A 24,959-nucleotide genomic window follows, 5' to 3' on the forward strand; every position below is an offset into this window, starting at 1 on the left:
GGGCAGTTGTCCTGCACGTGGGTTAGCATCTTCAAGCTTTTTACCAATGGTGATCAGCACGATGATGTGATCATGTGGTAGATCAATCAATTTGGCGACCTGATCAAAGTCGAAACCATCCATCGGGCAGCTGTCATATCCCATCTCTTTCGCCATCAACATAATCGTTGTTGCGGCAATGCTGGCTGAACGCACGCACTCATCACGCTGTGCTTGATGATGGTTGGTATAGTAATTTTCAATGGCTGGCAGCATGAAGTCCTGAACACGCTGCGGCGCGTTACGCCAGTACCGTGCAGGATCTTTTTCCCAGGCATTCAGGTCTGCACACAGAACCAATACAAGTGATGCATCACGCACCTGAGTCTGTCCCCAGCTGGCTTCAAAAACGGCTTGGCGTTTCTCAGGGCTGTCGATGCTGATAAAGCGCCAATGTTGCAGATTAAAAGCTGTTGGCGAGAGGATGGCATGCTCCATCAATTCTCGGACTTCAGCTTCGGTCATTTTGTGTGATGGGTCGTAATGTTTGACTGAACGACGTGTTTGAATGGCTTCTTTGGTATTCATGAACTCTCAGTTGACTTGATTTCAGGGTTGCAGTTCAACACGAAGGTACAGCCATTGCTGCTGTTCGAGTTGACTGCGATAACGCTTATGTCCATTTTGGTTTTGCTGAGTTTGCTCAGCAACGTGACCAATGGCTATCCATTCACCCAGAGGGCCACTGACAGAAGTCAGCATGGCGCTTCTATCAATCACGCCGCTCCGAGTCTGTAAATCGGCAAATGCCGGGTGAATGTCAATTTGTACCTGCCCATTGCCAAGGACGTTGGCAACCGCTTGAAAACCTTTGTCGAGCGCAATGAATTCAGTAGTTTGTCCAATACCGATCACGCCGCTGCCGTGTAGATAAATCGTTTCTTGTTCCAAGGGAACATCTTGACCAATCATCAAGCTGACTGGCTGACCGGAGAGCGTGCGTACCTGATAGCGTTCATCAGTATCGCGGGCTTGTTGCGTTGACCAGCGGTTGGAACGAATACGTGCATTCAGTTGTTCATCATATTCAATACGCGCTTGATCAGTGCCACCGGCAAGTTCGCCAAGTTGCTGATGAGTGCGAAGCAGGGTAATACGGAGATTTTGAAGCGGAGTATCAAGTTGCTGAACCAGCTCCCGCATATCCAGCAGTGTGACTTGATCAGCACGCAAAATCAGCAAGTTGCCATGCGCTTCGACACTGGCGTGATCTGGCAACACAGCGGCTATTTTTCCTGCCACCTCTGATGCCGGGCGATGTTTGAGTTCGATGGTGTCAATGCGAACATCTGCCTGAGCCAGTGGACTCAGCAGTAAAAGGCAAATCATCAGAAATCGCATCATATGTGCAAGCGCCTGCTATGCATGTCCGGGCTGCCATGATTGAACAACTGCTCGAACCGTTGACTGAGTAGTCTGCCATGCGTTGGTTCGTTCATTGAAGCGCGTCCCGCATAGCGACCATGGCTATGACAATGCAACCATGCCTTGTTATCCACCAACATGAAAAAATCTTGCTGATCCTGATGTTGCTCATCTGTTTGGCGTAAGTCGCAGCGGCTACTCATTTTTTCAAACAATGGCAGTAGCCGGTGGCTTTGAGCAATGTTCTGACGTGTGTCGTGAACGACCATCTTCAACTGGCATTTGGCGCTGCTGCGCAGGAAATCCTTGACCACCATTGCCATGGCGACCGAATCGAACAGCACCGGGTCGATATTGCTGCCAAAAAAACAGATTTCTCGTTTTGCCAACTGAGCGAGTTCCAGAGCCAGTTCGGCAGCATCCTGTTTGCTATCAAACTGGATGATTTCAGAATCCTGATGGCCACTCTCGCTCATACTAGCTGTTTTCTACCTGTTGTATTGCGTTACCGATGTATGTTGCAGGTGTCATGGCCTTGAGCGACTGTTTGGCTTCTTCTGGTAATTCCAGTCCGTCAATAAAGTCTTGCATGATCTGTTTGTTCACACGTTGACCGCGAGTCAGTTCCTTGAGCTTTTCGTATGGGTTTTCGATGCCGTAACGACGCATAACCGTTTGAATCGGTTCCGCCAGCAGTTCCCAGTTGGCATCCAGATCATCAAGCATGGCCTGTGGGTTGGCCTCCAGTTTGCCGATACCTTTCAAGGCAGAGCTGTAAGCGAGCAGCGAGTGAGCAAAACCGACGCCTAGGTTGCGCAGTACCGTTGAGTCAGTCAGATCGCGCTGCCAGCGTGAAATCGGGAGTTTCATAGCCAGATGATCAAACACGGCATTTGCAATGCCCAGATTGCCTTCGGCATTTTCAAAGTCAATCGGATTAACCTTGTGCGGCATTGTCGATGAGCCGATTTCACCCTTGACAGTTTTTTGTTTGAAATAGCCGATAGAGATATAGCTCCAGACATCACGGCAGAAGTCGATAAGCACTGTGTTGAAGCGAATCATCGCTTGGAACAGTTCAGCCATATAGTCATGCGGTTCAATCTGTGTGGTGAATTTGTTCCAGCGCAGCCCAAGTTCTGTGACAAAGGCATGTGCCATCATTTGCCAGTCAACATCAGGGTAGGCGGAGAGATGGGCATTGTAGTTGCCAACCGCACCATTCATTTTGCCGTACAGCAGGACTGCGGCGATGTGCGTGCGTTGTAATTCCAGACGTTGAACCACATTGGCGATTTCTTTACCAAGTGTAGTAGGAGACGCTGGTTGTCCATGTGTGCGAGACATCATTGGAGTGGCCGCATGTTGATGAGCCATATTGCGCAGGGTTGCAATGATTGTGTCGATTTCCGGCAGGATGACCTGTTCGCGTGCGTTCTTCAACATGATGCCGTAGGCGGTGTTGTTGATATCTTCCGAGGTGCAGGCAAAGTGGACAAACTCACTGACTTTGTTCAGCTCAGCATTGGCTTTGAATTTGTCTTTGATGAAATACTCAACTGCCTTAACATCATGGTTAGTGGTTCGTTCGATGTCTTTGATCGCCTGGGCGTCTTCCACAGAGAACTCGTTGACCATCTTGTCGAGAAATTTTTCGGCTTCTGCACTGAGTTTGGGGACTTCACTGATAGCAGCGTTATTGCCGAGCAGATGCAGCCAGCGAAGCTCTACTTCAACTCTGGCTCGCAGCAGGCCATACTCACTGAAATGCTCGCGCAGGGCTTTGGTTTTATCGGCATACCGGCCATCCACAGGTGAAATAGCGGTCAGTGCAGTCAGCTCCATGAAATCTCCATCGAATATCGGATTGTAAATTGCAGGAATTATAGCAGAAAGCACTATATTGATTCGGCGAGATTGTTGGTTTTGCGCTAAAATATAGCGGTATCTTGAACTAACCCCCGGGAGCCAAATTCGTGCTTAAAGACTATCAAAAACACGTTGACGAAAGAGCGCAACAAGGATTACCACCTCTACCTCTGGATGCAAAACAGGTGTCGGAGATCGTTGCTTCGCTGAAAACGGCAAATGCCGAGGATAATGCTCAGCTTCTGGATTTGCTTATTCATCGTGTTCCACCCGGTGTTGATGAGGCTGCTTATGTCAAAGCAGCCTTCCTTGCCGATGTCGCTAAAGGCCAGGCGAATTGCCAGTTGATCGATCCGGTTTACGCCACCGAGTTGTTGGGCACTATGATGGGCGGCTACAACATCCAGCCCTTGATTGAGTCACTTGATAACGCTGTCACGGCTGACGCTGCAGCAACGGCATTGTCACGCACGCTGATGGTTTACGATGCTTATCACGATGTGGTTGAGAAAGCCGCCACTAATCCACACGCAAAACGCGTCCTGCAGTCATGGGCTGAAGCTGAATGGTTCCTCGATAAAGCAGCATTGCCTGAAAAACTGACTGTCACGGTTCTAAAAGTTCCGGGTGAAACCAACACAGATGATCTGTCTCCAGCAACAGAAGCCTGGAGCCGTCCGGATATTCCGCTGCATGCCAAAGCCATGTTGCAGTCGAAAATGCCGGAGGCATTGGAGCTTATCAACACACTCAAAGAAAAAGGTCACCCGCTGGCCTATGTCGGTGATGTGGTTGGCACGGGTTCATCACGTAAATCAGCTATCAACTCAGTGTTATGGCACCTCGGTCATGACATTCCCTATGTGCCTAACAAGCGTCAAGGTGGAGTCATCCTTGGCAACAATATCGCACCGATCTTTTTCAACACAGCCGAAGACTCGGGTGCTTTGCCGATTGAATGTGACGTCCAGCACATGGAGAGTGGTGATGTCATCACTATCCTGCCGTATGAAGGCAAAATTCTGAATGAAGCGGGTGAGGTGATTTCAGAATTTAGCCTTAAGCCAACCACACTGCCAGACGAAGTACGTGCTGGAGGACGAATTCCGCTGATCATTGGCCGTGGCTTGACAGACAAGGCGCGTGAATCACTGGGCATGCCTGCATCAAGCGTATTCAAACGACCGGTTGAACCTGTGCATAGTGACAAAGGCTTTACGCTGGCTCAGAAAATGGTCGGTCGTGCCTGTGGTGTTCAGGGCGTCCGTCCTGGCAGTTACTGTGAACCCAAAGTCACCACGGTCGGTTCACAAGATACAACCGGTGCAATGACCCGTGATGAACTCAAAGAGCTGGCTTGCCTGGGCTTTTCGGCCGATTTGGTGATGCAGTCGTTCTGCCACACTGCGGCCTACCCGAAGCCGGTCGACATCAAGTTGCAGCACGAATTGCCAGAGTTCATCAGCACACGTGGCGGTGTTTCACTGCGACCGGGTGATGGTGTTATTCACTCCTGGCTGAACCGGATGATCCTGCCTGATACCGTAGGTACCGGCGGCGATTCTCACACCCGTTTCCCGATTGGTATCAGTTTCCCTGCGGGCTCGGGTCTGGTGGCTTTTGGTGCGGCGTTAGGTGTGATGCCACTGGATATGCCTGAATCAGTGCTGGTCCGTTTTAAAGGCGAAATGCAGCCCGGCATCACCTTGCGTGATCTGGTGAATGCCATTCCTTATGTCGCCATTCAGCAAGGTTTGCTGACCGTTGAGAAGAAAGGTAAGAAAAATATCTTTAACGGCCGGGTGCTGGAAATTGAAGGTCTGCCCGATTTGAAAGTGGAGCAGGCATTTGAACTTTCTGATGCTTCGGCTGAGCGCAGTGCCAACGGTTGTACAGTTCGCCTCAGCAAAGAGCCGATCATTGAATTCCTCAACTCCAATATTTCCCTGATGGAATGGATGATTGCCGAGGGTTATCAAGATGCACGGACACTACAGCGACGTATTGATGCAATGAAAGCCTGGCTCGAAGATCCGCAATTGCTTGAACCGGATGCTGACGCCGAGTACGCCGCAGTGATCGAGATCGATCTGAATGAAATCAAAGAACCACTGCTGGCATGTCCAAATGATCCTGACGATATCAAACCTCTGTCAGCGGTTGCCGGAGCTCATATTGACGAAGTGTTTATCGGCTCGTGCATGACCAATATTGGACATTACCGTGCGGCGGGTAAAGTGCTGGAAAATATGGGCAATCTGCCAACCAAACTGTGGATTGCACCTCCGACCCGCATGGACCAACACCAATTGACCGAAGAGGGCATTTACAGCACCTTTGGTCGTGTTGGAGCACGTACCGAAACACCGGGTTGTTCCCTGTGTATGGGTAATCAGGCACGAGTTGCTGACAATGCTACGGTGGTGTCCACCTCGACACGAAACTTCCCGAACCGTTTGGGTAATGGTGCCGATGTCTATTTATCATCAGCCGAACTGGCGGCCGTTGTTGCCAGCATGGGACGTATTCCGACAGTTGCTGAATACATGGAAAAGGTCGCGGGCATTGAACCGATGGCGGGAGAAATCTATCGCTACCTCAACTTCAATGAGATGGATGAATACCGGCAAAAAGCCAGTTAATCCTCCTGGAAAAGCAAAAGGCCGCGCTGATTTTCACCGCGGCCTTTTTTGTGCCTCAGATTCAGGATACTTACTACACAACCTGGCATCCTAAACATGACATTTGTTTAATTGGGAGCATAACCCTGCTGTCCTCGCGAGCCTAAATCCCTGACATCCCGAGCATAACCTTCCTGTCATCCCGAGCTTGTCGAGGGATCTCAAAACACGTGTTCAGCGAGTGATGCTTCTTGTTGGCGGTGGTTTCGAGATGCCTCTACTGCGGTCGGCATGACATACTGTTGCCCCGTCATTCCCGCGCCCGACCTTCGTCATTCCCGCGCATGCGGGAATCTCAGAGGCCGTGCGGAGATTCCGGACAAACGCTGAGCGTTTTCCGGAATGACGACTTATTGTCACTCCCGCGCCCAGCTTTCGTCATTCCCGCGCCCGACCTTCGTCATTCCCGCGCATGCGGGAATCTCAGAGGCCGTGCGGAGACTCCGGACAAACGCTGCACGTTTTCCGGAATAACGAGGTTATGTGGCTGTGCGTTTTCCGGAATGACGATCAACGTCCGTCATTCCCTCACCCAAGTCCCATCATTCCCACGTCCCAGACCCGTCATTCCCGCGCATGCGGGAATCTGTCAGAGGCCGTGCGGAGATTCCGGACAAACGCTGAGCGTTTTCCGGAATGACGACTTATTGTCACTCCCGCGCCCGACCTTCGTCATTCCCGCGCATGCGGGAATCTCAGAGGCCGTGCGGAGACTCCGGACAAACGCTGCACGTTTTCCGGAATAACGAGGTTATGTGGCTGTGCGTTTTCCGGAATGACGATCAACTTCCGTCATTCCCGCGCATGCGGGAATCTCAGAGGCTGTGCGGAGATTCCGGACAAAGGCTGCACGTTTTCCGGAATGACGGGGTTATGTGGCTTTGCGTTTTCCGGAATGACGACTTATTGTGATTGCCGCTTAACGATGCTCCAGCATAAGCTGTGCGGTATTGAGCATCTTGCTGCCGCCAAAAATAAAATGCCAGCGCCGGCCGCCTTTTTGATACCAGAGCAGGGCAGCGCGGATACCACTTAACAGCAGCGCGCGAACCTTATCCGCATTTTCGGTCTGCTGAAGAAAACCATCCTTGCCTTGTACCAGTATTCGTGGCGTTAATTGGCTGATAGAACGTTGATAGATGTCAGCAAATCTGGAAATTACCTGTGGATGAGAAACGGCACCGAAATAGCTGATTTGTTGTGGCACCTGATCTATCTCACGACCGATCATTTGCAACATTTCTGGATGCTTGGCCAGTTTACGTTCAAGGTGCAGTAAGCCAATCATGTAACGAAGCAGCATCATGTCCTGCTGCTGTTTGTCTTTACCAAGATGCCGTATCAGTTGCTTGAAGCCGGTCTGGAGTTTATCGAGTCCGCCGTAGAGATCTGCTGTCGTTTGAGCATTCTCATTAACAAGGCTACTCAGCAGGGTTTCCAACTCATCATTATTAACATTTCCTGTTTCAGCCACCTGCTGAACCAGCGTCACCGCTTGTGCCATGGCCGCAAGCGCAATAATCCGATCTTCAAACTGACTCATGGATGCATCCCCGGTGCGTCGGTTTCTGTAATGATGCCGCCGCCCAGACAGACATCATCCTGATAAAACACCACGGATTGCCCTGGTGTCACAGCTCTTTGTCGTTCATCAAAAGTCACGCGAATACGGCCATCCTCATCACGGTCGATCACACAAGACTGATCTGGCTGGCGATATCGGGTTTTAGCTGCGGCGCGACAGGGTAATTCGGGGGCTGCTCCGGCTACCCACGAAAGTTGCTCAGCCCACAGCATGTGACTGTAGAGCCAGTCATGTTCACCCTGAACGACATACAAAATACGGTTTTCCATATCTTTACCAGCGACAAACCAGGGTTCGCCGGTACTGTCTTTACGGCCACCAATGCCCAAGCCCTGGCGTTGTCCCAGCGTGTAGTACATCAAACCTGAGTGTTCGCCGATAACTTTACCTTCGGGAGTACACATTTCTCCTGGTTGCGCAGGAATGTAGCGACCTAGAAACTCACGGAAACGACGCTCGCCAATAAAGCAGATGCCGGTGCTGTCCTTTTTGTCAGCCGTGACAAAACCGGCCTGTTCGGCAATGGTTCTGACTTCAGTCTTGGGCAATTCACCGAGCGGAAATAAGGTGCGAGACAGTTGTGCCTGGCCCAGCGTGTAGAGAAAGTAGCTTTGGTCTTTTTTATTATCAAGGCCTTTGAGCAACTGGAACTGGCCATTGACTTCACGCACTCGGGCGTAATGACCGGTGGCGATTAAATAGCCGCCTAACTCCATGGCGTGATCCAGAAACGCTTTGAATTTGATTTCGCGGTTACAGAGAATGTCAGGATTTGGTGTGCGACCGGCTTTGTATTCATCCAGAAAGTGCTTGAATACAAAGTCCCAATACTCCATGGCAAAGTTGGCTTCGTGAAACGGAATGCCAACTTTTGCGGCTACCGATTGGGCATCTTTGCGATCATCCTCGATGGTGCACTCGCTCTCATCGGCAAAGTCGTACCCAGTTTTTCATAAACAGGCCTTCGACTTCATAGCCTTGCTGCTTGAGCAGCAAACTGGCCACAGAGGAATCCACACCGCCGGACAAGCCGACCACTACTTTAGGTTTTGGCGACATCTTCAGTTATGTAATAAATCAAGAGAATAGTGCTGGCCAGCCAGATAATCATCGATACACTGATTAACCAGCGGGCTGCGATGTTGGTCACTACGCTGCCGAATTTCTTCGGCACTGAGCCAGACAGCTTGATGAATATCTTCATCCAAAGACCTATCCAGCTGCTGTATCGGTTTGCCTTTAAAACAAAACCGTAAATAGGTATCGCCCGAAGCTGGGTGGCGCCAGCGATAAATGCCGGTTAAAGCTTCAATTTCTACCTGCCAGGCGGTTTCTTCCAATGTTTCACGGATAGCCGCTTCAATCAGGCTTTCGTTGTCTTCGAGGTGACCGGCGGGCTGGTTGAGCGTCATTTCGCCCCTGATCAACTCTTCGACCATCAGAAACTTCTGGTTTTTTTCGATAACCACCGCGACGGTGCTTCTGGGAGTCCAAATCATCCGACCATTTTAACACGTCATCTTCAGCAACTGCGCGCCATTGTCCCGGAGCAAGTTCATCAATTGTCCACGGACCTATGGCATAGCGAATTAATCTCAGGGTTGGAAAGCCTACCGCCGCTGTCATGCGTCTGACCTGACGATTTTTGCCTTCGCTGATTTTGAGTTCCAGCCACTGAGTCGGAATGGCTTGTCTGAACCTGACCGGGGGAGTACGTGGCCACAGGTTGGCCGGCTCGTCTATCAAGCGAGCCTGTGCCGGTCGGGTTTTACCATCCTTGAGTTCAATGCCTTTGCGCAGTTTTTCCAGCGCTGCTTCGTCTGGGATGTTTTCTACCTGTACCCAATAGGTTTTTGTTAATTTGTGCCGAGGATCGCTGATATGATGTTGTAGCTGACCATCGTCGGTCAGCAACACCAGTCCTTCACTGTCCCTATCGAGCCGACCTGCCGGGTAAACACCTACCAGATCAACATAGTCCTTGAGTGTGCTGCGACCCTGTTCATCGGTGAATTGCGTCAGCACATCAAAGGGTTTATTCAGCAGAAGCAATCGCGGCATGGTTATCTCAGTGGCACAGTTAATGTAAAATGCTCGTTTTTATCACAGGAGCCTCAGATGGCGTATCAGCATATCAAAGTCCCTAATCAAGGGGCGGCAATCGGTGTGAATGCCGATTATTCACTGAATGTCCCCGCACAACCAATCGTGCCCTTTATCGAAGGTGATGGCATCGGGGTGGATATCACACCTGCGATGATTTCAGTGATTGATGCTGCAGTTGCCAAGGCTTACAACAACGAACGCAAAATCGCCTGGATGGAAGTTTATGCCGGTGAAAAGGCAACGCAGCTTTATGGTGCGGACACTTATCTGCCAGAAGAAACCATCGATGCGCTGCGCGAGTTTTCTGTTTCAATCAAAGGTCCATTGATGACGCCAGTCGGTGGCGGCATTCGCTCGTTGAATGTTGCACTGCGTCAGACCCTGGATTTGTATGTTTGTCAGCGCCCGGTTCGTTACTATCCAGGTACTCCGAGCCCGGTGAAACGTCCTGAAGATATCGACATGGTGATTTTCCGTGAAAACTCCGAAGACATCTATGCAGGTATCGAGTGGTCAGCTGACAGCGCTGAAGCCAAAAAAGTCATCAGCTTTCTGCAAAACGAAATGGGCGTCAGCAAAATCCGTTTTCCTGAGAGCTCAGGCATCGGTATCAAACCAGTTTCCAAAGAAGGTACTGAGCGTCTGGTGCGTAAAGCTATTCAATACGCCATTGACAATGACCGTGACTCAGTGACGCTGGTGCACAAAGGCAACATCATGAAGTTCACCGAGGGCGCTTTCAAACAGTGGGGCTATGATCTGGCTGAAGCTGAATTCGGTGCCCAGCCGCTGGATGGTGGCCCATGGAAAGCGTTCAACAATCCAAATACCGGCAAACAAATCATTATCAAAGACTCGATTGCTGATGCTTTCCTGCAAGAAATTCTTTTGCATCCAACACATTACGATGTGGTGGCGACATTAAATCTGAACGGTGACTACATTTCCGACGCACTGGCTGCGCAGGTCGGTGGTATCGGTATTTCACCCGGCGCTAACCTGTCAGATGCTGTTGCGATGTTCGAAGCCACTCACGGTACTGCGCCGGCGTTGGCTGGAAAAAACATGGCAAATCCGTCATCATTGATCCTCTCTGCTGAAATGCTGTTACGGCATCTTGGCTGGTTCGAAGCGGCCGATTTGGTCGTTGCAGGCGTCTCCGGCGCGATTTCAGCGTCAAAAGTGACCTGCGATCTGGCTGATGCAGTTGGCGTCGATGCCTGAGTTGTAGTGATTATGCTGCAGCTGTTATCCAAAACATGTAAGGAGCTTTAATGAAAGTTGCAGACAATACAGTAGTCGTCATTGACTACACACTCACCAACAATGAAGGCACTGTAATCGACAGCAGCGAAGGCGCGGGTCCTCTGGCTTACCTGCACGGTGCCGGCAATATTATTCCCGGCCTGGAAGACGCGCTGATCGGTAAAGCGGCCGGTGATAAGGTCACTGCTAAAATTGCGCCTGAAAATGCCTATGGCGAACGCCACGAAGCACTGAAGCAGGAAGTGCCTGCAGAACTGTTCAGCGGCGTTGAAAAAGTCGAAGTTGGCATGCAGTTCCAGTCAGAAACTGATCAAGGTCCAGTATTGGTGACCGTGGTTGAAGTGTCTGAAACAACAATCACCGTTGATGGCAACCATCCTCTGGCAGGTGTTGAATTGAATTTCGATGTTGATATTCGTGAAGTACGTGAAGCCACAGCAGAAGAACTCGAACACGGACATGTTCACGGTGAAGGCGGTGTACACCATTAATGGCTCAACAGTCACATTCGCACGAGACGGGCGCATCGCCCGTCTTTTCGTTTGAGGCGGCGAAATTGATACAGCAACTCAACGCCCAGTTTGCTATCGATGGCAAATTACGTTTTGTCGAAGGCCCTGAAGCCTGCATCATGATCGAAGCCACCACTCGTCACGCCAAAGCCGCAATCAGTACCTACGGTGCCCAGATACTGGGTTATCAACCTCATGATGCCGAACAGGACATGTTGTTTCTCAGTCCGCAGTCACAATATGGCAACGGCAAAGCGATTCGAGGTGGTGTACCGCTGTGCTGGCCATGGTTTGGTGATGATCCAACCGGAAGAGGCCGTCCTGCGCATGGTTTTGCTCGCAATCGGGTGTGGCAAGTCAACGCTGTGAAGCTGGATGATGAGGATCAGATCACCATCTCGATGTCATTGCCAAACAGCGAGGATTTCCAGCAGTACTGGCACTCGGCTTTCAAACTGAGCATTGAGATCCAAATTGGCAAAACGCTGAAAATTTCCTTGACCACTGAAAACTGTGATCAAGAAACCTTCGTGATTTCTCAGGCTTTGCATACCTATTTCCAGGTTGGCGACATTGAGCAAGTTTGGCTGCGAGGGCTGGATAATTATCATTATCTTGATAAGACCGACAGCTTTCATGAAAAACTACAGCATGATCATGTCTGGTTTAAAAATGAAACGGATCGGGTTTATCTGCATTCTCCAGAACAACTGTTCATTGAAGATGCCGCGCTGAATCGGCGCATTGTCGTTGAAAGTCATGGCTCGGAAACCACCGTTGTCTGGAATCCCTGGCACAAAGCCAGTCAGCTTGCTGATATGGCCGACGATGCCTATAAAACCTTTGTCTGTGTCGAAACCGCCAATGCGGCAGGCGATAGCATTCGCCTTGCACCGGGCCAAAGCCACACATTGATGGCTGAATACTGGTTGATGTCGCGCGATTGATTTCAGGCACACCAGCTACCTTTTGCATCAAATGGTTCAACCGCTCAGCACTTAACATCACACCGGCAGTCACGTAGGCTTACAAGGTAACTCAGGCGATCCACTTAACAGGAGCGACCATGATCAAGTTATCAAAACCTATCAGTCATCTGATGTTTGCATTGATCTCGCTGATGTCGGTGACGGCTTTCGGCGGTGCATTGAGTCAGCAGATCAGTGGCTTTGAGACGATTGAAGATTTTCAGCCCATCCTCAGCGATATGGCAGACAAACGACTGGTATTGCTAGGTGAGTCGACGCACGGCACCGCCGAGTTTTACGAAAAGCGGGCGGCAATTACCCAGTCACTTATTGAAGATCACGGCTTTGACTTTGTCGCGGTAGAAGGTGACTGGGCATCCATCGTTCAGCTCAATCTTTATGTCAAACATGATGCCGATGGCCCGCAAACACTCGAAGCGGCAATGAATCATTTACAGCGTTGGCCCCAATGGATGTGGCGTAATGCCGAGACACAGGCATTAATTCGCTGGTTACGTGACTACAATCGTGATTTACCTGCTGCCGAAAGAGTTGGTATTTATGGCATTGATGTGTATGCCGATGAGCTGGCGGCGCAGGATGTTGTGGCTTATTTTGAGGCATTTTCACCGCGCGAAGCGGTTGAAGTCGCCGCCTTGTACCAGTGCAAGTATCAACACGATTCTATCAATGACTATCTCGAGTCTGTCTGGCAAAGTCGCCAGCATTGTGGCGATGAAATTGATCAGGTGCTGAACATGATTCAGCAGCGAGAGGGCTTTGATCCAGACAACTGGCAAGATTTTCGTGCTGAACAAGCGGCGCTGGTCGTCAAACATGCCGAATGGCATTATCGCGGTGAACTTGAGGGAGGCGCTTTATCCTGGAATCGCCGTGCCAATCACTTTTATGTCACGACACAGCGCTTAATGGACTTTTATGGCGAAAACAGTCGAGGCATTGTTTGGGCGCATAACACCCATATTGGCGATGCCCGAGCGACCGAAATGGCGCGACATGGTCTTATCAATATCGGTCAACTGGCTCGCGAACAGCTTGGTAAAGATGCCAGTTATGCGCTGGGAATGGGCACCTATCAGGGTGAAGTGCTGGCAGCTCTGAGCTGGGAAGCTGAGATGCAGGTAATGAATATTCCAATGCCTCGCACAGATAGCTGGGAAGCCATGCTGAATAATTTCGAGCTGCCGCAACTATGGGTGCGCTTTGATGAAAAGCTGGCTGCCAATCTGCAAAATCCAATGCCTCATCGCGGTATTGGTGTCACCTATGATCCGAGTGATGAATCAAGAAACTACGATATGACGGTGCTGCCAGCTCGTTATGATGGCTTTGTATTTTTTCGGGATACGCGACCGCTGACCTTTCTGGAATGATTTAATCAGCGGAATAATTACGCGCTTTTTCCTGACCACGGCTCAAGTTAACTTTCAGACAAACCGCAAAGGCCAGTGCAAAAAACACCGCGCACAGCAAAATGGCGTTTTGCAAACCGACTAATGCCTGCATCAAACCAACGCCGACCAGCCCAATAATGGCGGCCAGTTTGTGTGACAGCCCCCAAAAGCCAAAAAACTCAGCAGCGCGGGGCAGTGGTGTCAGCTTGCCAACAATGGCACGACTGGCCGATTGCGTGGCACCCAGACATAAGCCCGCCGCCACAGCCACCACCAGAAATATATCCTGACGTTCAGCCTCATAGCCCAATGCATTGATCCACAATGTAATATTCGGTGTCTGCCAGATCAGTAATACCGCAGCAATCCAGAACAGCAGGGTAAATTGATAGGTAAATTGACTGCCCTGACGATCCTCTGCCCAGCCAAAGAATACCGCGCCCAGCGTCGCCGTGACCTGCACCGTGATAAAGGTCAGCACCCGCATTTTTTCATCCCACTGCACCACCTGCGCGCCGTAGATAAAGGTAAAGGCGATAATGATGTAAATGCCCGACATGGCCAGCAAAGCCGATACCAGAAAGGTGCTTAAATCCTGATAACCTCGCAGATGCTTCAGGCTGCCTTCCAGTCGTTGTCGGCCTTGTTGCCAAATGCTGCTGTTACGGTGATGGCTGGCAGTGCCACGCTCTTTCAGCCAGATAAACGTCGGAATGGCAGCCAGCAAAAAGAAGCCGGCAGCAAACGGCCCAACCCAGCGGACATTGTCAAAGTTTTCCTGACTGACTTCACCGAGAAACAGCAAGGCCAGACCGGTAGCGACCAAACCACCAACATAGCCCAAAGCCCAACCAAAACCGGATATTTTGCCGAGATCTTCCGGTGGCCCCAAGTCAGGCAAAAAGCTGGCAATAAATGATTCGCCGATTGAATAAGCATAGTTGGAGACCACAATCAGCAACATGCCCAGCAAAATGTAGCCGGGTGCAACAAAATACAGCAGCGCTGTGGCCACCACCGTCACCAAATAACTGGCAAACAAAAACAGTTTGCGCCGCGCCGTCAAATCCATCACCGCGCCAAAAAACGGTGCGGTCAATACCACCAGCAGATAACCGGCTGCCAGCGACAAACTCCACAATAAATTACCCAGCCGATAGCCAGTCTCGGCATCACCGACAATCACTCGGGTAAACAAATCACCAAATACCACGGTGATAATCAGCAAGGTATAGGCCTGATTGGCAAAGTCGAACATTGCCCAGCCAAAGATTTCCTTCTTGTCAGCGCGTGCCTGGCTCATGGTTATCTTGGATATCAGAAAAATGCCGACTATAGCATCAAAGTACGTTAACTTGGGCGGAGCCGGGCAGCCCAGCGTCTACCTGTCCGACGATAACCTTGTCTCATCAGCCAATTGCATTTAAGGTTGCTGAAAAACCAAGGGAATGCAGGGACGACTAAGCGTCAATCAATTCAGTCTGAGCCTTTGATTTTTCATTTCGACAACAACCAAGGACTGTTCAATGAAATTCATCAAACATGTCACGGCGCTTCTGGTGGAGATCAAGTTGGCTGACCCCTTGATTCTAAGTTGGCTGACCCCTTGATTCTAACCCCAAAATATAGTGATGGATTAGAGGAGGTAAAATGGATAAGGGTAATCATTATAAAAAGTGTGATTTACAAATTCATTCGCCCAGAGATAGAAATTGGAAAGGTAAGAATTGTGTTACGGAAGAAGAGCGTGAGGCATACTCAAAAGATTTCGTTAAAGAATGCCGAGCGGCTGGAGTAAATGCAGTAGCTATAACTGACCATCATGACATGGTCTTTTTTGAATATATCAAAGCCGCAGCAAAGGCAGAATTGGACGAAGATGGAAATCCAATTCCCAATCACCAACAGCTAGTGGTTTTCCCAGGAATAGAGCTGACATTCCATCAGCCGCCGATGCAGGGGCTATTAATACTCGATGCCGATTTTCCAGAAACTTTGTTTCCTACTGTTCTTGGTTCGCTTTCATTAGCGCAGGCCCCCAAGAGCGATTCGAAGACCACCCAAACAGTTGCAATCTCCAGTGATACGATAAACAGTATAAGCGACATATATAAAAAGCTAGATGGAACAGATGGTGTTAAAGGGCGATACATTTTTTTACCGCACGTAAAGGAAGGCGGCCACAAAACTTTGATGAGGGAAGGGTTTCACGAAGCCTATACCAAGATGCCTTGCGTTGGAGGCTATGTCGACGGAAAGTTCGAAGGTGGTGGCGCGGGCTACATCAAGATACTTAACGGAGAGGTTGAAGCTTGGGGGTTTAAATCTATTGCCGTTATACAAACAACTGACTATAGGGCGGATAAAACCCTTGCCGAGCTCGACACGGCTACATGGATAAAGTGGCGTGAGCCTACGGCAGAGGCCTTGCGCCAGGCATGTCTCGCGAAAGAGTCAAGGATAAGCCTAGTTGAGCCTGATCTACCAAACATTTTTATTGAAAAGATTAATGTCACTAACTCCTCTTTTCTATCAAAGTTTGACTTAGACTTAAATCCGCAACTTAATTCTATAATTGGAGGAAGAGGAACAGGAAAGTCCACGATATTAGAATACTTAAGATGGGCTTTATGTGACCAAACCGAAGATTTTGGAAAAGATGGAGTCCAATCCGATATATTAAAGCGACGAAACACACTAATAGACAAAACCCTCAAAGATGTGGATGGTGAAGTTAGGGTTTTCTTCCTGGTTAATGGGACTCGACACATAGTTAAAAGAAACCCAAAGTCTGAGGACGTACTACTGAAAGTTGGAGAAGGTGAGTTTGAGTCTGTCAGGCCAAGTCAGATTCAGGAACTATTACCCATTCAAGCCTATAGTCAGAAACAGCTAAGTAGCATTTCCGTTCGATCGGACGAGTTAAAGCGATTTATTGAACAGCCCATCTCAAAAGAAATCGAGGATATTGATTTAAAGGTTGGCGAGGCGTTGAATCAAGTCAAATCCGCTTACCAAAAGCTAGCAAAAAGCAAAGAGCTCTACACAGACCTGAAGAAGAATGAGATTGAGATTGGGTCCTTCAAATCCCAGATAGAGAAACTTCGAAGTGGATTGAAAGGTCTTTCGGACGAAGATAAGAAAATATTAGACAGGGCAAAGTTTTATGTGAACGAGAAGAATCATTTTGATGAAACTTCTCTTGAGTATTCTACGATTAAGGAAAGTATTCGACCCTTCAAAGAGCTTCTAGAAAAATACATCGGCAAGGAAAGCGATAGCTCTGTGGTATTTGAAAATGACGGGATTCTGAATAGTCATAACGAATCACGAAACAAATTCTATAAAGAGGCACTAGCAAAAGCTCAAGAGCTTGAGCAGCTGCATTCCGACGCAACTCTAAGGCATGAGGAGCTACATCAAAATTGGCTTACGGTAAGAAATTCATTTGAATTGGAGTATAAGAAAGCAAAGGATAAATCAACATCTAGCCAATCAATCTTGACAGCTATTAAAGAGTTAGAGCAAAAGATAGACAAGCTTGAATTAGTGATTAGACAGAAGCGATCTCTATTGTCAGAAGTGGATATGACAGACGAGGGATTTGATAATTTATACAATAATTACATGCATTTACAGATATTAAAAACCGATAAGCTTAAGGAGTCAACGAAGGTTTTTACACAGCTGTCGAATGGTCTAATTAAGGCAGATTTTACAAAAACAATTGATGTTGAAAAAATGTGCGAGGAAATTAACTCAGTCTTCTCTGCGTGTAGCTTAAACATCAATAAGTCTAAAACAGAGAAATTGGCTGAGTTTGTTTCCAGTTCGACCCCGCCATTAATAAAATGGAATGAAGCAATATATGAACTGAAAGCACTGAGCGAATTTAACTCGGCGCCTGAAGTTAAAGACGAGTTGCCTCATACTCCAGTTCTGGATAGTGTAGGTTTCAGCCCTGCAAATAGAAGAAAGATATCAGAAGCGTTAACCAGTGAGGGGCTTTTAAGACTTGTTGCTATTAAGCTTGATTTCCTTCCCAAGTTTTTCTATCAAACCCACAATGAAATGGGTGATGAAATACCATTTGAGGAGGCATCTGCAGGACAGCAGGCTACCGCATTGCTGAATGTACTTCTTAACCAAGATGGGTTTCCTTTAATTATTGATCAGCCAGAAGATGATATTGATAACAGAGCTATTGAAAAAATAATCAAAAACTTGTGGGGCTCAAAAAAGAATAGGCAAATTATTATAAGTAGTCACAATGCGAATCTTGTAGTAAATGGAGATTCGGAATTAGTCATATGTTGTGACTACAACGAAACGAGTGAGCAAACAAAGGGTTATATTAAATACGAAGGGTCGATAGACAAGCAAGAAATTCGAAACGAAATTACATCTATTATGGAAGGTGGGGAAAGAGCCTTCAAACTTAGAAAAGAAAAGTACGGATTCTGATGAGATATTAGGGCCAAAGAAGATGTTGATGTTTAGACCAATAGGGTCAGACACCATCGAAAAAATTCTTGGCTTTCCAACTAACCCATCACCAATTCCAATAGCCCGAACTCATTCAAACAGATGAAGCAAGATAGCTTGGGCTGTGGTACGAAGCCCGACACTGAAACTGTTTAAATAACCGTCTGTTTGGCCCATCAAACGCTAACCGACGATGATATCTAGGATTTGCTCAATGAAAGTAATGCTGCTGGGCAATGCCGGTGCTGGAAAGAGCAGCTTGGCAAAACAACTGCTGTCAGAGCAGTCCGCTGTTTGTTTGTCACTGGATGATGTGGCGTTTGATGGCAGTATCGAACGGCGACCTTTGATGGACAGTATTGCTGATGTGCAGCAATTTATGGAACGTCATAGCCACTGGATTATTGAAGGCTGCTATGCGGATATTCTTGAGCCGCTTGTATCGCATTGTGAGACTTTGATATTTCTTAATCCCGGTGTTGAAGCCTGCGTCAGACATTGCCGTGCCAGACCTTGGGAGCCGGACAAGTTTGCAACACCCGCCGAGCAGGCTGACCATCTGGAAAACCTGATCAATTGGGTGCGCTTGTATGAAACCCGCAGTGATGAATACGGACTCGCTCGGCATCGGGCATTGTTCGATAGCTTTGCCGGTCAAAAAATTGAACTCACAGATCCCGAGTGTTATCAAAGCCTGATTTCAATATGGTAGGTTGCTCTGAGGTACGAAGCCCAACAATATCTGGGCGCTGACGCAGTCTCAGATGTCGACTTCCTCAAACAATTCAGGCACTTCGGCGTCCCAGCCAAATTTTTCATGAATGTGTTTGCGCATGGTGTCGCTGGCGACGGCTTCGCCATGCGTGACATAGACTTTTTGCGGTTTGAGCTTGCCTTGTTCCAGCCAGGTGAGTATTTCGTTGTAGTCGCCGTGGGCTGACATGGAGTCAAGATTGTGGATTTCGGCTTTTACCGGCCAGTGCTGGCCGTGAATTTTGACCGAGTTGGCCCCTTGAACCATGGCGTCTCCACGGGTGCCGGGCGCCTGAAAACCCGCAAATACGATACTGTTGCGCGGGTTGGGCAACAGGGTTTTTAGGTGATGTAACACCCGACCGCCGGAGGCCATTCCGCTGGCAGACACAATCACGCATGGGTAACGCATGGCATCCAGTTCTATGGATTCCTCGACGGAGTGGACGAACTGGGTATTGTCATCAATAAGCTGGCATTGGCTGTGATTGAGTTTATGTTCTTTGTGATGTTTGATGAAAATCTCGGTGGCTTTGATAGCCATCGGGCTGTTCAGGTAGACCGGCAGATTGGGGATCCTGCCTTCCTCCATGAGTTTGTGCACCACATAAAGCAGCATTTGCGCGCGACCAACGGCAAAGGCGGGCATCAGGGTGATGCCACCGCGTCCGGCGGTTTTACTGATGATGGCTGCGAGTTCATCTTCCGGGTCTGAATCTCCATGCAGACGGTCGCCATAGGTCGATTCGCATACCAGTACGTCAGCACGCTCAATCGGCTCTGGTGGTCGCATGATGATGTCGTTCTGTCGGCCCACGTCGCCGGTGAAAACCACGGTGCGGTCTGAATTTTTATGATGCACATGCACGCACGACGAGCCAAGAATATGTCCTGCCGGGGTGAAGCTGACTTCAAAGCCTTTTACCGGTTCAAACGTCTCATGGTAGTGGAACGGTTCGAAGTGTTTTAACGCTTGTCTGGCATCTTTTTCGGTAAACAGCGGCTCTGGCATTTCGTGTTTTGAAAATTTCTTGCGCTGGGCGTATCTGGCATCTTCTTCCTGCAAAAATCCGGCATCCGGTAGCAGTACCTGACATAGCTCATAGGTGGCCCTGGTGCAGTAGATTTTGCCTTTAAAGCCGTTTTTCACCAAGGCGGGCAGGTAGCCAGAATGGTCGATATGCGCATGGGTGAGCACCACCGCATTAATCGTCGAAGGAGCGACTGGAAACTTCGCCCAGTTGCGTTTTCTCAGTGTTTTTACGCCCTGATACATGCCACAGTCGACCAGTAATCTATGTTTATCATCAGAAAGCAGGTAACGCGAACCGGTCACCGTACTGGTTCCACCGAGAAAGCTGAGTTTCATAAAGCTGTCATCCATCTGTTGTGAGTCATGGTTTCAGCTTAGCAAAAAAGACCTGACAAGAATGCCTGGCAGTAAAATTAAGCCTTCACTCTACTGGCTGGTGCTGGAATTGACGCGACATGTTCTAGCCGATTTTGCTACATGAAATCGGATCAATACGGTCAGACATGATCGAAAAATTATCGGCTTTATGACCAAACCCTCCACCAATTTTGGTTTTTAGCAAAATCCTGAACGACCTCATGCTGTCACAGATGTCAAGCGATACAGCTATGTCACCATGATCTTTGTGGTTTTTTTGTCTGACCAAGTCTGATATACGATTCTTCGGGAGGACAACATTATGTATGACACAACAAATGTATCGCCCGAAAACCTGGACTTGCCCCTTGAGCGTGATTTTTTTATGCGTTGTCTGGTTCGTCACCTGTCAGGCACCCTTGAAAATATCATTGGCCTAGCTGAGGCGGAGGGCTTTATCAGTGTCGTGGGACAGGGCATTGGGGATGAAATTAATCAGCTATACCGAGAAGCGCTAAATGTAGAGCAAATCCCACGTGACCAACTGGCTGCGGTATTGGTCGATCTCAAGCAGCGTATTCAAGGTAACTTTGCTGTAGAACATGATGAGGGCGCGGAAATTTTGCTGACATCCACCAGTTGCCCTTTTGGTGACAAGGTTGTTGGCAGAGAGTCATTGTGCATGATGACATCAAACGTGTTTGGCACTATCTGCGCAGAAAACACGCACTACGCGAAAGTGGTTCTGGAAAAAACCATTGCTCGCGGTGATGCAGGCTGCAAAGTCAGGGTGTTTCTCGAAGATACAGAAGCCTCAGAAAAACAAAACGGTATTGAATATTTTAGAAGTATTAAATGAAGTCAGCTGATTTTCAGACCATCGCAAATACAGTAAATGCGGGCATGTTGTTGCTCAACAGCCGCGGCGAAATCTTGAGTCAAAATCGCTCGGCTCAGCGATTGTTTGAGGCAAATTTTCAACAACCGATTACACATTTTTCCGAGTTGTTAACTGATGCAAGCCAGGTTAGTTCTGTACTCGGATCGCTGCGGACTGCGACTATGCAGCCGCTGCCTCGTGATCTCTTTATTGAACCTTTGAAAAGTTTTCTGACCAGTGGCTCCAGTATCAAAAATAATGACAGTGCAGAAGAAACGCTCTATGTGATCAAGTTTCTTGACGACAATCCTTACTCAGAGCGCTTTCGGTTGCTCACTGACCAGCTTCGTCAACACCGCAAGCTCTATCACCGACTTGAACAGTATGAGCAACAGAAGAGTGCCGAGCTAGGCAAACTAAAATCCGCACTTGAAACTGAAAATGATGCTATCTGGCATTATTCAGTTGAAGACCGTACTGTCCGACTCAGCCCACATTTTTTGCTTCAGTATGGCATTGACGAACTGGCTGAATGGATCTCGCTAACGCAGTGGATGATGTGCATCCACCCAGAAGATCGGCAAAAGCTTGCCGAAGCACTTGAGCAGCATATTCTCGACCATACACGACGCTTTAGCTGTGAATACCGTGCCTTGTCAGCAGATGGTGAATATCGCTGGTTGTTGTCTCGAGGCACCATAGTTGAGACTGACGCCGATGGCAAACCAGAACTGATTACCGGCATCGTCAGTGATGTGACGCATGTGCGAAACACCTACAGCATGCTCGAACAGACAGAAGCCAACCTGCAGGCATTACTCAATTCGATGGCGGATGGTGTGTTTGTCGCGCAAAACCACCGCTTTGTCTTTGCCAACCAGGCCATGACTAACATCATCGGCATGGAGTTTTATGAATTCATTGACAGTCCATTTGAACAGGTGATCAGCGCCGAGTTTCTGCCGATATGGAATGAGCGATATGTGAAACGGATTGGCGGTGACAAGACGATTCCAAGCCGATACGAACTCAAAATGCGACGGGCAGACATCGTTGGGGAAATATGGGTTGAGTTAATTGCTTCATCGGTCACATTCCAATCAGAAAAAGCGGTGATGGGCATCGTCCGTGACATCAGTGATCGAAAAGCCGCTGAAGCGCTGATATGGAATCAGGCTAACTACGACTTTTTGACCAAACTGCCTAACAGAAAACTACTCGAAGATAACTTAAAGGCACTTCTCAGCACCGCACGATCCAGCGGTAATCGACTAGCCATCATGTTGCTGGATTTGGATGATTTCAAAGGCGTCAATGACACTGAAGGCCATGCCTTTGGCGATAAATTACTCTGCACCGTGGCAGACCGTCTGGTTGAAGCTGTGCCAGATAGTGAGTGCATTGCTCGGTTTGGCGGTGATGAATTTGTGATTGTGCTCAGTCTGGATTCGGATTTGGCTCAGATAGAGCAAGCAGCCCAAAATGTTTTAAGTTATCTCAGCAAACCGATACAAATTGAGCTGAATACTCACTATGTGAGTGCCTCTCTTGGCATTACTGTCTTCCCACGTGATGCGCGTTCGATATATCACTTGCTGCGCAATGCTGATTTGGCAATGTACGCAGCAAAATCTGCCGGACGCAATTGTTACCGGCATTTTTGCCCGGAAATGCAAGTCATCAACGATAAGCGGATGGAGTTAATTCGCGACATGCAACATGCACTGGTCGGCGAAGAATTTTATCTGGTCTATCAGCCGATTGTTTCGTTAAAAACCGGGGCATTAATCAAGGCTGAGGCCTTGCTTCGTTGGCAGCATCCTGCCAAGGGGCAAATGAGCCCTGCCAGTTTTATTCCCACCGCAGAGGAAAGCGGACTGATCTTGCCGATTGGCGAATGGGTGTTTGAAGAAGCCCTGCGCATGGCAGCCAAATGGCGATATTTGTCTCACAAATCCTTTCAGATTGGGGTGAATATTTCGCCCAAGCAATTGAGTAACAACGATACGCGCTATCGAGACTTTATCGAGGTCATCAAGAGTCAGGAATATGAAGGCAATATGCTTTGCGTTGAAATCACCGAAGGCATGCTGCTAGAGCCAAATGACAAGGCGATTGCTCGACTAAAAGGCTTCCGTGAGCTTGGTGTCAAGGTGGCTTTGGATGACTTCGGTACCGGCTATTCATCGCTGTCTTATCTGAAAAAGTTTGACATCGATCTGCTTAAAATTGACCGTTCTTTTGTCAAGAATCTTTCAGAGGGTTCTGATGAGTTGGTCTTGTGTCAGGCCATTATCACCATGGCTCACACGCTCAACATTGAAGTCATTGCTGAAGGCATCGAAACCGAGGAGCAAATGCAACTGCTCAAAGACGCAGGTTGCGATTACGGTCAGGGTTACTTCATCAGTTATCCACTTTCTGCAGAAGAAATGGAGCAGCGCATTCTTAACGAGAATCGGTTGGAAGCGACACTCGATCCGAGTTAGTCCCTCTCAAGTTCACAATCATCACTCTTTTACGTTTCACCCCCTAATCCAAGATTTAAAACTGGTCATTTGTCAGCACCGATGGTAGATATTCATTAACAGAGAACATCTCGGGAGTTGGCTATGGGCATTTGGGATAAGTTACTGGATGGCAGCTTTATGCCCCACGGTCACTGTTTATTATGGCTGCCCGATCTGCTGTTTCTGCATGTGACTGGCGATGCGCTGACGGTGATTGCCTACTTTGTGATTCCAACTGCATTGGTTTATCTGGTGAACAAAAGAGCGGATCTGGCGTTTAACTGGATATTTATCATGTTTGCTGCCTTTATCTTTCTTTGTGGCGTGACTCACTTACTCTCTTTAATCAATATCTGGCATGGCTACTATTACATCGAAGGCATTTCCAAGCTCGCAACGGGACTCATCTCTATCTTGACCGCAGTCATGGTCTGGCGGCTGGTACCTGCTGCCTTGGCGATACCGAGTAATGCGGATTTTCGTAGCAAGAATGAAGCTTTGCTTAAAGCTCAAAATGAGCTGCTGGCTGCCAATCAGTTACTCGAACAGCGCGTTTTAGAGCGTACCAGAGAGTTGGAACATCAGGCGCGAACCGATGCGCTCACCGGGATATTGAACCGCGGTGGGCTGATGGAACGCTTGAAAATGGAAATCGACCGCGCCAGTCGCTATCACCAAAAATTAAGTGTTCTGATGGTTGATTTGGACCATTTCAAGGATGTGAATGACAAGTTTGGCCATTTGACCGGTGACGCAGTGCTGATTGAGATGAGCAATCTTTTGATCAAAGCCGCGAGGGCCACGGATGTGCTGGGAAGGTTTGGTGGAGAAGAATATTTGCTGGTATTACCGGAGACAGATGCGCAGAGTGCCAGACAATTGGCAGAGCGGATTAGACGCGATGTGGAACAGCATCGCTTTGTGCAGGACGATGGCAGTTACCTTTCTTTGACATGCAGTATCGGCGTTACCGAGTTACGTGCAGATCAGGATAAAACCAGCCTGTTGCAAGTGGTCGATAGAATGCTCTATGACGCCAAGGAGTCTGGCCGAAATACGGTTGTTGTCAGCGATAGTGACAGTGCAGATTGATATCGCCAAACTTACAATCATCGAGATAAAAAAATACACTGCG

General features: G+C 48.6%; 19 protein-coding genes and 1 pseudogene. 10 read left to right on the top strand and 10 right to left on the bottom strand.

Going from position 1 to position 24,959, the window contains the following annotated elements; genetic code table 11:
- The 4 genes from MPL1_RS07850 to purB form a co-directional block, all read right to left on the bottom strand.
- On the bottom strand, positions 1-567 hold a 567-nt coding region (locus MPL1_RS07850), incomplete at its 3' end, for a nitroreductase family protein (RefSeq protein ID WP_009726597.1).
- A 21-nt stretch (positions 568-588) separates the two neighbouring features.
- Entirely contained in the window at positions 589-1,368 is a 780-nt protein-coding gene (locus MPL1_RS07855) for a hypothetical protein (protein ID WP_235045555.1), read from the bottom strand.
- An 11-nt stretch (positions 1,369-1,379) separates the two neighbouring features.
- Positions 1,380-1,880 carry a DUF7931 domain-containing protein gene (locus MPL1_RS07860; protein ID WP_009726599.1) on the bottom strand — a complete coding sequence of 167 codons (501 nt, stop codon included), beginning with the start codon at positions 1,878-1,880 and terminating at the stop codon, positions 1,380-1,382.
- 1 nt (position 1,881) lies between these two features.
- On the bottom strand, positions 1,882-3,249 hold the full coding sequence (gene purB, locus MPL1_RS07865; protein ID WP_009726600.1) for an adenylosuccinate lyase: 1,368 nt from the start codon (positions 3,247-3,249) through the stop codon (positions 1,882-1,884).
- A 131-nt stretch (positions 3,250-3,380) separates the two neighbouring features.
- On the opposite strand from purB, the gene acnB reads away from it, so the two are divergent.
- Positions 3,381-5,915 (top strand): bifunctional aconitate hydratase 2/2-methylisocitrate dehydratase, encoded by a 2,535-nt coding sequence (gene acnB / locus MPL1_RS07870; protein ID WP_009726601.1) that lies wholly within the window; start codon positions 3,381-3,383, stop codon positions 5,913-5,915.
- A gap of 958 nt (positions 5,916-6,873) precedes the next feature.
- Here the strand turns inward: acnB and hflD are convergent.
- The 4 genes and pseudogenes from hflD to MPL1_RS07890 all read right to left on the bottom strand — a co-directional run bounded on the left by hflD (position 6,874) and on the right by MPL1_RS07890 (position 9,600).
- Positions 6,874-7,497 carry a high frequency lysogenization protein HflD gene (gene hflD, locus MPL1_RS07875; RefSeq protein ID WP_009726602.1) on the bottom strand — a complete coding sequence of 208 codons (624 nt, stop codon included), beginning with the start codon at positions 7,495-7,497 and terminating at the stop codon, positions 6,874-6,876.
- Positions 7,494-8,598: pseudogene (gene mnmA, locus MPL1_RS07880) on the bottom strand (tRNA 2-thiouridine(34) synthase MnmA). Before mnmA ends, hflD begins: the two are co-directional and overlap by 4 nt.
- Positions 8,599-8,600: 2 nt before the next feature.
- Positions 8,601-8,978, bottom strand: a complete 378-nt coding sequence (locus MPL1_RS07885; RefSeq protein WP_152417621.1) for an NUDIX hydrolase — start codon at positions 8,976-8,978, stop codon at positions 8,601-8,603.
- Positions 8,899-9,600: a pseudouridine synthase gene (locus tag MPL1_RS07890; protein ID WP_009726604.1), complete on the bottom strand. Its 702-nt coding sequence runs from the start codon at positions 9,598-9,600 to the stop codon at positions 8,899-8,901. Before MPL1_RS07890 ends, MPL1_RS07885 begins: the two co-directional genes overlap by 80 nt.
- 57 nt (positions 9,601-9,657) lie before the next feature.
- Between MPL1_RS07890 and icd the strand changes: the two genes are divergently transcribed.
- The 4 genes from icd to MPL1_RS07910 all read left to right on the top strand — a co-directional run bounded on the left by icd (position 9,658) and on the right by MPL1_RS07910 (position 13,785).
- The gene (gene icd, locus MPL1_RS07895) at positions 9,658-10,869 is read left to right on the top strand and encodes an NADP-dependent isocitrate dehydrogenase (RefSeq protein ID WP_009726605.1); all 1,212 of its coding nucleotides are present in this window, start codon (positions 9,658-9,660) and stop codon (positions 10,867-10,869) included.
- A gap of 50 nt (positions 10,870-10,919) precedes the next feature.
- Positions 10,920-11,402: an FKBP-type peptidyl-prolyl cis-trans isomerase gene (locus tag MPL1_RS07900; protein ID WP_009726606.1), complete on the top strand. Its 483-nt coding sequence runs from the start codon at positions 10,920-10,922 to the stop codon at positions 11,400-11,402.
- Positions 11,403-11,467: 65 nt separating this feature from the next.
- Entirely contained in the window at positions 11,468-12,370 is a 903-nt protein-coding gene (locus MPL1_RS07905) for a D-hexose-6-phosphate mutarotase (RefSeq protein WP_040577014.1), read from the top strand.
- Positions 12,371-12,489: 119 nt separating this feature from the next.
- A complete protein-coding gene (locus tag MPL1_RS07910; RefSeq protein WP_009726608.1) occupies positions 12,490-13,785 on the top strand; it encodes an erythromycin esterase family protein in 1,296 nt (431 codons plus the stop codon).
- 1 nt (position 13,786) lies between these two features.
- Here the strand turns inward: MPL1_RS07910 and MPL1_RS07915 are convergent, their stop codons facing one another.
- Positions 13,787-15,109 (bottom strand): MFS transporter, encoded by a 1,323-nt coding sequence (locus tag MPL1_RS07915; RefSeq protein ID WP_009726609.1) that lies wholly within the window; start codon positions 15,107-15,109, stop codon positions 13,787-13,789.
- A 347-nt stretch (positions 15,110-15,456) separates the two neighbouring features.
- Here MPL1_RS07915 and MPL1_RS07920 point away from each other — a divergent pair, with 347 nt between their 5' ends.
- Together MPL1_RS07920 and MPL1_RS07925 are read left to right on the top strand one after the other, a co-directional pair.
- On the top strand, positions 15,457-18,270 hold the full coding sequence (locus tag MPL1_RS07920; RefSeq protein ID WP_009726610.1) for a TrlF family AAA-like ATPase: 2,814 nt from the start codon (positions 15,457-15,459) through the stop codon (positions 18,268-18,270).
- Between the two features lie 235 nt (positions 18,271-18,505).
- Positions 18,506-19,003: a P-loop NTPase family protein gene (locus MPL1_RS07925; RefSeq protein ID WP_009726611.1), complete on the top strand. Its 498-nt coding sequence runs from the start codon at positions 18,506-18,508 to the stop codon at positions 19,001-19,003.
- Between the two features lie 48 nt (positions 19,004-19,051).
- Here MPL1_RS07925 and MPL1_RS07930 read toward each other — a convergent pair whose 3' ends face one another.
- Complete coding sequence (locus tag MPL1_RS07930) at positions 19,052-20,413, bottom strand: MBL fold metallo-hydrolase RNA specificity domain-containing protein (protein ID WP_040577016.1); 1,362 nt, start codon at positions 20,411-20,413, stop codon at positions 19,052-19,054.
- Between the two features lie 343 nt (positions 20,414-20,756).
- On the opposite strand from MPL1_RS07930, the gene MPL1_RS07940 reads away from it, so the two are divergent.
- The 3 genes from MPL1_RS07940 to MPL1_RS07950 all read left to right on the top strand — a co-directional run bounded on the left by MPL1_RS07940 (position 20,757) and on the right by MPL1_RS07950 (position 24,916).
- Positions 20,757-21,293 carry a methanogen output domain 1-containing protein gene (locus MPL1_RS07940; protein ID WP_009726614.1) on the top strand — a complete coding sequence of 179 codons (537 nt, stop codon included), beginning with the start codon at positions 20,757-20,759 and terminating at the stop codon, positions 21,291-21,293.
- On the top strand, positions 21,290-23,803 hold the full coding sequence (locus tag MPL1_RS07945; protein WP_009726615.1) for a putative bifunctional diguanylate cyclase/phosphodiesterase: 2,514 nt from the start codon (positions 21,290-21,292) through the stop codon (positions 23,801-23,803). Before MPL1_RS07940 ends, MPL1_RS07945 begins: the two co-directional genes overlap by 4 nt.
- Before the next feature lie 123 nt (positions 23,804-23,926).
- Positions 23,927-24,916, top strand: coding sequence for a GGDEF domain-containing protein (locus MPL1_RS07950; protein ID WP_009726616.1), 990 nt, complete (start codon positions 23,927-23,929; stop codon positions 24,914-24,916).
- Positions 24,917-24,959 lie beyond the last annotated feature (43 nt).

The organism is Methylophaga lonarensis MPL (assembly GCF_000349205.1).
Classification (GTDB): domain Bacteria; phylum Pseudomonadota; class Gammaproteobacteria; order Nitrosococcales; family Methylophagaceae; genus Methylophaga; species Methylophaga lonarensis.